The organism is Nocardia lijiangensis NBRC 108240, assembly GCF_001613045.1.
Taxonomy (GTDB): Bacteria; Actinomycetota; Actinomycetes; order Mycobacteriales; family Mycobacteriaceae; genus Nocardia; species Nocardia lijiangensis.
In genome coordinates, this window is sequence record NZ_BDBP01000087.1 from 1 (window position 1) to 10,278 (window position 10,278).

Below are 10,278 nucleotides of genomic sequence, written 5' to 3' on the forward strand. Positions count from 1 at the left end.
CGCCCCGACGGCCGCGACCGCCCGGCCCGCGCGGCGGCGATAGTCGGCTCGGCGGGTGTCCGCACCGGCCCGCAGCGGCACCTCGACGAACCGGTGGGTCAGATACGCGAGCACGAAAGAGACCGCGAGCACCGCGAGCCCGCCCTCGATGCCTGCCGTCGGGGTGCCGCGCTCGGCGAGCAGGAAGATCAGGATCGGCCAGTGCCACAGGTACAGCGCGTAGGCGAGTTCGCCGAGCCGGACCATCGGCGCCGCCGCGAGCAACCGGTTGGGCAGCGGCTGTTCGGCGGTCGACAGCCCAGTACCGGACAGGATCAGCGCGACGGCCGCACCCACCGGAATCAACGCCGCGGGCCCGGGAAACTCGTTGGCGCCGTTGGTCAGCCAGCCGCAGCTCAGCACGACGAGCGCTCCCGCCACCGCGAACAGCACCCGAAACAGCCGCGGCACCGCCAGTTTCGGCGTGAGCACCGCGAGCAACGCGCCCGCCAGCAGCTCCCACGCCCGCGCCAGGCTGTCGTAGTAGTTCCAGCCCTGGTGCAGTTCCGCGCCCCGCGCGGCGTAGACGAACGAGGCCACCGCCAGTGCGCCGAGCACGACCGCCGCCGCCGGCCGCAACGCGGACGCGCGACCGACCCCGCGAACGACGGCCACCAGCAACGCGATTCCGGCCAGCGCGACCAGATAGAACTGTCCCTGCACCGACATCGACCACAGGTGCTGCAACGGACTCACCGACGGGTCGGCGGCCAGGTAGTCGGCCCAGGACAGCGCCAGGTACCAATTCTGGTAGTACAGCAGCGAAGCCAGGGTCTGCGTCGCCGCCTCCGCCCACTGCGTGTACGGGCGAATCAGCACCGTCGCGACCGCGGCGACGGCCAGCACCAGCACCAACGCGGGCAACAGCCGTTTGCCGAGCCGTCGCGCCGCGGCGACCGGCTCGACCCTGCCGGTCGACTCCGCGCGCCGCAGCAGCGAGCCGGTGAAGAAGAAGCCCGAGAGGACCAAGAACACGTCCACGCCGCCGGAGACCCGGCCGAGCCAGATGTGGCACACCACCACGAGGGCGATCGCGACGCCGCGCAGCCCGTCGAGGTCGTGGCGGTAAGCGTCCTTCCGCTGCGGCCATGCGCCGGTCCGCCGACGGACGTCGTCCGGCCGCACCCGTGGTGCGTACCGCTGCGGCCATGCGCGGTCGAGGGGCGGACTTCGCCGAGCCGCACCCGCGGGGGCGATGACCGAACCGGCCCGCCCGCTGCCTGCGACGCCGGAGCCGACCGTGGGCGACCCTTCGTCCGGCGCCCTCATCGAGCCGTCGACCGGCACCGGACCCGCGTGCTGCGGCCTCGGGTGTCCGCGCGGTGGACAGACGGTGAACATGACATGACAACCCTCTTATCACGTGCGGAGATGCAAAATCCAACCGACCACCGACACCCAATAAACGGACAAATGTCACCAATCGGTTCTTGCTTCGTTCATGCGGTGCTAATACGCTGCGCCCCTTGTGAGCACAATCGCGGCGGCCGTATCGCGCCGAGTAGGGCTGAAGTGGGGGGCGGTTACCTCGCTCGGAGTAATCGCCGGATACCTGGCGGTCTTGCTGGCCGATCCGCGTCACTACTACACGGACGATACCGAGGCCCAGTACGCACCGATGTGGGTGGCGCTGGGAAACCAGCTACGGGAGGGTCGACTACCGGTCCTCATTCCACACGAATGGATGGCGGGCAACTACACGCTCGAGGAGGCCGGGCTCTACAACCCGCCCCAATTGCTGGTCTTCCTGATCGCGCCCTCGATGGACAATCTCGCCCTCTACGCGACCCTGGTGAAGCTGGTCTTCTCGATCATCGCGGGCCTCGGCGTATACCGGATCTGCCTCGCCTACAACGCCCGCGCGCCGTGGGCGGCGGTCGCCGGCGTGGCCTTCCCGCTCAGCGGCTGGTTCCTCTTCTTCGACGAGGCGAGCTGGTTCACCCCGCACGTCGCGACCGCGTGGATGGTGCACGCCTGGGCCTCGGGCGTGAACTACGCGCGCGGACGCAGCGGACCCGTTCCGGTGTTCGTCTTCCTGTACCTCACGCTCACGGTCCAATACGCCTTCCCCGCGGTGGAATCCGCGCTGGTGATCGTCGCCGTCGCGGCGGGCGAAATCGTCCACCAGCAGCGGTGGGCGCCTACCGTGCGGCTGATGCTCGCCTCCGGCTGCGCTGCCATGACCGCCGCGATCGCGAACCTCTCCGGAATCCTCTCCTCGCAGGTCACTTGGCGCGGTAGCGCGGAGATCCACAACGACCCCTTCCTGACCGTGCCGTGGTCGGAATCGCTCAACGCCAGCCTGCCCAGCACCACACCGGCGTTCACCGCGTGGTGGGGTCACGTGCAGCCGCTGCCGATGGTCTACATCGCGTGGTTCCTCATTCCCGCGCTCGCCTTCATCGACTGGCGGGCCGCGCGCCGGTCCGTGCGGGAGTTCAGCGGCATCGCGTTCTTCGCGACCGCGGTGCTCATGTGGACCGCGGGCCCCGGCGCGATCGGACCGCTGCGCTGGCCTGCGCGGGTGCTGCCGATGGTGGCCATCGCGCTGCTGGTGCTGGTCTGCGTATTGCTCAGCCACTACGGCACTTTCGCGTCGTCGCGGCGCCGCGCGACGGCCGCCGGGGTGCTGATCGGACTGCTGTTCGTCCGATCGTTCTCGGCCGCACCGCAACTGGTGCTGCGCCATCTGCTCGCGGTCGTCGCGGTGGCCGCGCTCGGCGCGGCGGTGGTGTGGCTGGCGCGCAAGCGCGGCATCGTCGCGGCGTGCGCGCTGACCATCGTCGCCATGTTCCCGATCGCGTTCGCGCAGGTGGCGAGTGCGCCGATGACACCGTTGTCCTACAACTTCCCGGAACGGCGCTCCGAGATGCGGGCCGCCTTCCCCGATTTCGACGGCCTCACGCTGCAACTCGCCGACCGGGCGATCGTCGCCCGCGAGGATCGCAGTCTCGCGGGCGCGTACGGATCACTGGCCATCGGCAACTACGCCAAGGCGCTCGAACTCGACTACGTCAACGCCTATACGCCCATCGGCCACACGGGATTCGCCGGACTGCTCTGCATGGCCTGGGACGGCAGCACCTGCCCGGATGCGTTCCGACGCGTCTTCGCCGACGAGCCGTCCACCGGCGTGCCGGTCGTCGACCTGATGAAGGTCGACCGGGTGGTCCTGCATCGCGCGCAGTATCCCGACGCGCGCAACCACCCGGCCCCGCCCGGCTGGCAGTGGGCGGACTACCGCGGGCACGAGCGCTTCATCTGGGTGCTGGAACGCCAGGGCGGTCCCGCCTCCACCCGCGACGGGGCCATCGCGCACACCTCTGGCGTCACGGCGACCTCGACCGGCTCCTACGACGACATCACCATCCGCGCGAAGGTCAGTTCCGCGACCGGTGGACGCGTGGTGTTCTCCCGCCTCACCTGGCCTGGCCACAGCGTCACCCTGAACGGCCGCGAACTCCCCACCCTCGCCGTGGCTCGCACCTTCCTCGCGGTGGACATCCCGCCCGGCACCCACAACGCCGAACTGGTCGTCGACTGGCGTCCGCCGGGCTGGCAGATCGGGATCGGGACGACGATCGCGGGCCTGGTGGGTCTCGGTGTGCTGCAGTGGGCGCACCTGCGCGGGCGCCGGCGATCGGACGATGCGCCGGAGGTCGCGCAGCCGGACGTCGGCGAACAGATGGCCGACGCGAAGAACTGATCGCGTGGCATGCCATGTGTGAAATTCGTTTCATCCGAATGAGAAGCGGCTCCGAATCAAGATTCGTAGGATTCTCCGCTCTTCGAATGAGGACGACGTATGACCACACAGAAGTCAGTAATCCCGTTCCATTCCTTCTCCCTGCGCGCGGCGACGCTCGTCGTCGGGGCACTCTCCGCGGCGGTGGTCACGGCCACACCCGCGGTGGCCGACACACCGCCGGGTGAGCCGACGCCCGCCGTCGCCGACCCGCTTGCGCTCGGCACGAGCATCTTCGGCGCCGCGCCGTTCCACCTCCCGATCCCGCTGCCGATCGTTCCGGCGATCGCGGCGGACCCGGCCCAACCCGCACCGGAGGCGGCTGCCGAAATACCCGAGGTGATGGTGCCCGCCGCCCAGGTCGCGCCCACACCGTCGAATGTGATCCGCATCGGCAACGTCGATGTCGGCAGGCCCGACTTCATCGCACCCGAGGTCGCCGTGGTGATCAACGACGCCACGATGGGCGCGCAGAACGGCCTGTCCGGCGCAATCCATGCGTCAGGCGTCGACGCCTCGCGGTCCGACCAGATCGCCGCCGACGTCATCGGCACCGCGGTCCAGGGCGCGGTCGTCGGCGCCGTCGTCGCCTCCCCGATCGCGGCCATCGCCGCAGTAATGGGTGCGGCCGTCGGTCTGGTCGTCGCGCTCCCCTTCGCGCCCGCCGGGTTCATCTTCATGCCGATCATCGCCTCAACTTTGGCGATCGGTATGGTGACGCTCCCGTTCGCCGCGGCCGGAGCGGGCATCGGCGCGATCGTCGGCGCGGTGGAGGGGTCCCTGGCGCCGCCCGTCGCACCGCCTGCCGCCGAGGTTCCCGTCGCACCGCCTGCCGGTGAGGTTCCCGCCGTGTAGCTGCTATTTCGTTAGTACACAACCTATTACGCACAGGGCGGGTCCGACGACACATCGGACCCGCCCTGCGGAATACCGCGCTGACGTAGGAGAGTCAGCGCGGTCCGAGTCAGGCCCGGCGATCCACCGTCGCCCAGGCCGTTGCCGCGACCACACCCGACACCACCGCCACCGACGGCCACGCCCCGATCTTCTTGGCCAGCGGGTGCGAGGCTCCCAGCGCGCCCACCGACAGCCCCGTCAACGCCGCGGCCCCACCCGTGCCGACCGCCTGCCGCCATCGAGGCAGCGCGGCCGCGGTCGCCGCCGCGAACACCACGCCGCCGAGCTCCCGCTTCTTGGTCGCCTGCGCGAGCGCGAAACCACCGCCGAGTCCACCGGCCGCCAACAGCGCCGTGGGAATTCGAGCCATCTCCACCTACCTCCTCGTAGCAACTACCGTCCAAGCCATAGTGCCAACGCGCTGCGAGGTGGGTTTCCGCGCGACGCCGCCGCGGGCGATCGCCGCAGGTCGAGCCGTTCGGAAAGAGGGGTTCAGGCCGCGCCCGGCCGGACGATCATCAGCACGACGACCACGGTCCAGAGCAGGTTGTAGATGCCCGCGAGCATCCCGAGCATGCGCAGCCGCCTGCCGTCGTCGGGTTCGGCGAGCGCGTCGCGCTGCATCGGATGGATCTGAACCGCGAGCAGCCCGCCCGCGACCGCGGTGAGCGTCATGGCCAGCGTGATCCAGATTTCGCCCATCCGGCCCTGCACGGCGGCCAGCACGATGCCCGCGACCGGCACGATGAGCCCGAGTGCCGCGTAGGTACCGGTGACTCGGTGCAGCGCTCGTGCCACCGCCACGCTGCGTTCGGCCCGATCCCGGGTCTTCGCACCCGCCGTGACCGGCGCGTACCGAGGGAACAGGCTCGACGCCACGGCCGAGCCGCCGACGAACACGATGGCCGCCACCACATGCACCGACAGCAAGACATGCTTCAACTATCGACTCCTTCATCCTTCAGTTCGGCTGAAGCCTAGCCGAAAGCTTCAGGCAGACTGAAGGGCGTGTGGTGAATCACCTCGCCGAGGCGCGGGAAGTCATCGAGACGGAAATCCGTCGGCGAAGGCGGCGAGAATGGCCGCGCCGATCTGGCGTCGAATCGGATCGGCTTCGGCGCCGAACAACCGCTCGTCCACCTCGGCGAGAACCCCCTCGGCCTTGCGCAGCAGCCGAGAACCCTTGGGCGTCAATTCGATCGTCGATGCGGACCCGGCCCGCGCCGTGCGATCGCGCACCAGCCCGGCGGCGGCGAGCGCCTTCACCGCCGCGTGCACGCTCTGGACGCTGATGCCCGACATTCGCGCAAGATCACTGAACGACGCACCCGGAACACCGGAGATGTGACCGAGCAGCCCGAGCCTGCTGATGGTGAGATCCAGCGGGGCGAGGGCGGCGCCGAGCTCGGTCTCCACCGTGCGCGCGAGCGTCAGCACGATGACGGAGGCGCTGATCGCGGGCGGTCGAGGTCGGGCGTTCTCGGAGGTCACGAGTTCAGTTTCGCGCACCGCGACCCCCGGGCGCGGCACGGGTGGACGAGTCGCCAACCTTCAGGCTTATTGAAGGATTGCCCTCGCGCCGCTACGCTGTCGCCACATGAGCGAAAGTACTACCGCAAGTAGTAATTCCGGTTCACCGGCCGCCCGTGTCACCCGCCGCACCCTGTTCGGCGCGGGCCTCGCCACGGCGGGAGCGGCCGCCGTCGGCGCCGTCGCTGGGCGCGCGACAGCACCCGATCCCGCGGCCCCGTCCCGCACCGAGCCCTTCCACGGCCCCAGGCAAGCCGGCATCGCCACTGCTGCCCAATCGCACGCGCTGTTCCTCTCGGTCGACGTCGCGCGACCGGATCGCGCCGTACTCCGCGAACTCCTGGCCGGGTGGACCGCCACGGCCGCAGCCCTGACCACCGGCAACCCCGTCCCGGAAAGCCCGGGCACCGCACCGGGTTTCAGCACGCACACCGACTTCGCCACCGATCTCGACCCGGCCCGGCTCACCCTCACCTTCGGACTCGGCCCTTCGCTCTTCGACGAGCGCTTCGGCCTCGCCGCCAAGCGGCCGCGCCACCTGCACCCGCTTCCCGAATTCCCCGGCGACGCACTGAATCCCGCATGGAGCGGCGGCGACGTGCTGGCCCAGATCTGCGCCGACGACGCCCAGATCGTGAGCCACGCCTTTCGCGCCCTCCGTGCGCGCATGCCCGGCCTCGGCCGCATGCGCTGGACCCAGCACGGCTTCCTCACCCGCCCGGCCGACGGCGGTACACCGCGAAACATGTTCGGCCACAAGGACGGAACCGCCAACCCGCGACCGGGGACGGCCACGTTCGATCGCACCGTGTGGATCGACTCCCCCGACGAGCCCGGCTGGCTCCGTGACGGCACCTACCTCGTCTTCCGCAAGATCCGCATGAAAACGGCCGACTGGGACCAACTCCCGCTGGCCGAGCAGGACGCCATCATCGGCCGCCGTCGCAGCGATGGCGCACCCCTGCACGGAACCGGCGAATTCGACCCCGTCGACCTCGAATCCCGCACCCCCACCGGCGAACTCGCCATCCCGGCCGCCGCGCACGTCCGCCTGGTCCACGACATCCCCATGCTCCGCCGCAGCTACAACTACGACTACGGCACCCTCATCGCCAACGCGGGCGGCGCGGCCGAAGAAGCCCACACCCACGCCCCCGGCACCCCGGAACACACCCACGGCGGCCACAACCAGCTCGACGCAGGCCTGCTGTTCGCGGCCTACATGAACAATCCGCCCGAGCAGTTCGTCGCGGCCCAGCGCGCCCTCGCCGCAGGCGACCGCCTGAATCCGCTCATCCAGCACACCGGCAGCGCATTCTTCGCAATCCCACCGGGTATTGCACAAGGCGAGTCAATCGCCAACGCACTGTGGGGCTGAGCGCCTGGATTCAGGACCACCGCCTCGAGGGCGTAGCGCGGCTTCTTCAGCTCAGCAAATGTTGCGTGTATCGTTAGCAACCTGACAAAGCGACCGCGATGGGGGTCACATCCCCAGTGCCTGCCCTCAGCCGGTGCGCGCCGCATCGTGTCGGGGGACATCGGAGCCGCAACAACGGAGCCGCCACCATGAGTTCACCGAATCGATTCGACCAGCTCCAGTACCGGGTCGCGGATATCGCGCCGGTATTCCGCCAGCCGCTGGACTCGCCGTACGACATTTCGAACGAGCTGTTCGCCGCGCTGCGCCACGTGCTGCACGACGTGGGCGGCCAACCGGACATCCCGATCGAATACCGGGAAAAAGTCGAAGAACCGTGGGAGATGAACACCTACGTCACCTGCGAATGCCTCGGGTGGCGCGGGGTGTGGAATTCCGAGGAACGCCGCCGTGCCGAGAACGACCTCGGCGCCACCCTGTATTTCGGGCTGCCCTACTACGCGCGCTGGGCGACCGTCGCCGCGAAAGTCCTCGTCAACAAGGGCCTGATCACCCCCGACGAGTTGTCGGCGAAGGTGGACGAGGTGCGTGCCCGGCTGAAGGAGCGAGCATGACCCGCAAGTACCGCATCGGCGATCGTGTGACGGTGCGCGACGCCACCTCGATGTTCCACACCCGCACCCAGAGCTACACCCGCGGCCGGACCGGCGTCGTCGTCGAATACCGGCCGGAATGGATCATCCCCGAGGACGAGGCGTGGGGACGCGACAACGGCCGCGTCGAGCCGTTCTACGTGGTGCGGTTTCGCCAGAAAGAGCTGTGGCCCAACTACACCGGCTTCGACGCCGACACCCTGGAGACGGAGGTCTCCGAGCGTTGGCTCGAACCCGCAGAGGAGGACGATTCGCAGTGAGTCACACCCACGACCACGGGGCGCACACGCCGATCCAGGCGAGTGCGGAGATCAGCGAGTTCGAGGTGCTGGAAACAGCGGTCCGCGAACTCGCCATCGAGAAGGGCCTCTTCTCCCAGGAAGACCACCGCCGGTTCTCCGAATGGGCCGAGGCGGTCGGCCCGCACGGCGGATCGAAACTGGTCGCGAAGGCGTGGCTGGACCCGGACTTCAAGGCGCGACTGCTCGCCGACGGCACCGAGACCTGCAAAGAGGTCGGCATCGACTGGCGCGACCCCACCGGCTCCGGCACACCGAGCGACTACACCTTCTTCTACGTCCTGGAGAACACCCCCGAAGTGCACAACGTCATCGTGTGCACCCTGTGCTCGTGCTATCCGCGCCCCGTGCTCGGCATGTCCCCCGATTGGTACCGAACCCCCAATTACCGTCGCCGCCTGGTTCGTTGGCCCCGCGAGGTGCTCGCTGAATTCGGCCTGCACTTCCCGCCCGAGGTCGAGATCCGAGTCCATGATTCGAACCAGAAGTCCCGTTTCATGGTCATGCCGATGCGACCCGAGGGCACCGAGGGCTGGACCGAGGAACAGCTCGCCGCCATCGTCACCCGCGACACGATGATCGGCGTCGCGCTGCCCCAAGTCGATTGGACCGCCCAGAAACCACCGAACCGGGTCGAGGACGCCACGCGAAGGGAGGCGCGCCGGTGACCGGCGAACCCTACGACGTGCTACTGGACACCCTCACCCCCGGAACGACCCGCGAATCCGGCCTCCCCGAACTCGACCGCAAGCCCGACCCGTGGGAGTCGAGCATGCAGGCGACATGCGAATGCCTCTCGTGGCGTGGAGCTTTCGACAACCTCGAACGCCGCCACGCCGAAGACGCGCTCGGGGAAACGATCTACCACGATTTCCCCGTGCGCGCCCGGTCCGCGGTGATCACGGCCCACACGTTGATGGACCGAGGGGTCATCAGTCCCGGGGAACTGCGGGCGCGGATGGACGTCATCCGGGAACGGTTCCACAGGGAATAGCGCATCCGACTCGAAGGCCCGGGCAGCGGAATACCTCGCTGCCCGGGTCTTCCCTTTCAAACTCACCGAAACAGCTGGGACCTGCTGACTTTCGGCCCGTAGGCGCGAGTTTGCGGACGTCGGCCCGATCCGATCGCGAGATTTACCCAGCTGCCCCGATCGGATCCGCAAAAGGCAGGAACCGTCGATCCCAACGCGGCTGTTCTCGCGAGTTCCCACACACTTTTCGTGTGCCTCACACAGCCGGTGCCTATGTGAGGCGTGCGAAAGGTCTGTGGTGCGGCCGGGTCAGCGCCACAGGTATCGCGACAGAAGGGGGCTCAGCGAGCGATTCACCTTCCGCACGTCTTACACAAACGGTGCCTGTATGAGACGTGCGTGAGATCTGTGTAGCCGCAGGGGTAATCCGCTGCGGCGTGCCCGGGGTCGTCGCCAGCCACCTTCCGCACACCTCACACAGTCGGCGCCTAGGCAGGGGCGTTCCGGGGAACTCCGGCACGGCGGACTCGTGTGCGCCGTTTCCCCCACCTCCTGCGCGCTCTACACAGACGGCGCCTATGTGAACCGTGCGAAAGCTTTGCGGCACTGGCATGTTCGCCGCGGCGGGCCTGTCCGCATCGTTTCCGCAACACCCGCAACACCACTAGAGGTCGAGGTAGTCCGGTGAGGCTGGGTCCATCCAGTCACGGGCCCCGAGCTCCTTGTCGTCCTCGGGCTGCGGTTCCGGCTCGGGCTCTGGTTCC

The 10,278-nt window shown here is 68.8% G+C and carries 11 protein-coding genes; 7 read left to right on the forward strand and 4 right to left on the reverse strand.

Annotation, left to right across the window (positions count from 1 at the left end; all coding sequences use genetic code 11):
* A partial coding sequence (locus tag NL1_RS28075; protein WP_245673588.1) for an acyltransferase family protein occupies positions 1-1,380 on the reverse strand: 1,380 nt, incomplete at its 3' end.
* Between the two features lie 136 nt (positions 1,381-1,516).
* Here NL1_RS28075 and NL1_RS28080 point away from each other — a divergent pair.
* On the forward strand, positions 1,517-3,745 hold the full coding sequence (locus NL1_RS28080) for a hypothetical protein (RefSeq protein ID WP_245673590.1): 2,229 nt from the start codon (positions 1,517-1,519) through the stop codon (positions 3,743-3,745).
* 99 nt (positions 3,746-3,844) lie between these two features.
* Positions 3,845-4,639, forward strand: a complete 795-nt coding sequence (locus NL1_RS28085) for a hypothetical protein (RefSeq protein WP_067845382.1) — start codon at positions 3,845-3,847, stop codon at positions 4,637-4,639.
* Between the two features lie 109 nt (positions 4,640-4,748).
* Here NL1_RS28085 and NL1_RS28090 read toward each other — a convergent pair whose 3' ends face one another.
* The 3 genes from NL1_RS28090 to NL1_RS28100 all read right to left on the reverse strand — a co-directional run bounded on the left by NL1_RS28090 (position 4,749) and on the right by NL1_RS28100 (position 6,172).
* On the reverse strand, positions 4,749-5,051 hold the full coding sequence (locus tag NL1_RS28090) for a hypothetical protein (protein WP_067845384.1): 303 nt from the start codon (positions 5,049-5,051) through the stop codon (positions 4,749-4,751).
* Positions 5,052-5,173: 122 nt separating this feature from the next.
* On the reverse strand, positions 5,174-5,623 hold the full coding sequence (locus tag NL1_RS28095) for a hypothetical protein (RefSeq protein WP_067845385.1): 450 nt from the start codon (positions 5,621-5,623) through the stop codon (positions 5,174-5,176).
* 99 nt (positions 5,624-5,722) lie between these two features.
* Positions 5,723-6,172 carry a MarR family winged helix-turn-helix transcriptional regulator gene (locus NL1_RS28100; RefSeq protein WP_067845393.1) on the reverse strand — a complete coding sequence of 150 codons (450 nt, stop codon included), beginning with the start codon at positions 6,170-6,172 and terminating at the stop codon, positions 5,723-5,725.
* A gap of 106 nt (positions 6,173-6,278) precedes the next feature.
* Between NL1_RS28100 and NL1_RS28105 the strand changes: the two genes are divergently transcribed.
* From NL1_RS28105 to NL1_RS28125, 5 genes are all read left to right on the forward strand, one after another.
* The gene (locus NL1_RS28105) at positions 6,279-7,589 is read left to right on the forward strand and encodes a Dyp-type peroxidase (RefSeq protein WP_067845386.1); all 1,311 of its coding nucleotides are present in this window, start codon (positions 6,279-6,281) and stop codon (positions 7,587-7,589) included.
* Between the two features lie 188 nt (positions 7,590-7,777).
* Complete coding sequence (locus NL1_RS40320) at positions 7,778-8,203, forward strand: SH3-like domain-containing protein (RefSeq protein ID WP_067845387.1); 426 nt, start codon at positions 7,778-7,780, stop codon at positions 8,201-8,203.
* Positions 8,200-8,502 (forward strand): SH3-like domain-containing protein, encoded by a 303-nt coding sequence (locus NL1_RS40325; protein ID WP_067845388.1) that lies wholly within the window; start codon positions 8,200-8,202, stop codon positions 8,500-8,502. Before NL1_RS40320 ends, NL1_RS40325 begins: the two co-directional genes overlap by 4 nt.
* Entirely contained in the window at positions 8,499-9,209 is a 711-nt protein-coding gene (gene scnC, locus NL1_RS28120) for a thiocyanate hydrolase subunit gamma (RefSeq protein WP_067845389.1), read from the forward strand. Before NL1_RS40325 ends, scnC begins: the two co-directional genes overlap by 4 nt.
* On the forward strand, positions 9,206-9,535 hold the full coding sequence (locus NL1_RS28125; protein WP_067845390.1) for an SH3-like domain-containing protein: 330 nt from the start codon (positions 9,206-9,208) through the stop codon (positions 9,533-9,535). The genes scnC and NL1_RS28125 overlap by 4 nt, the downstream gene beginning before the upstream one ends.
* Positions 9,536-10,278 lie beyond the last annotated feature (743 nt).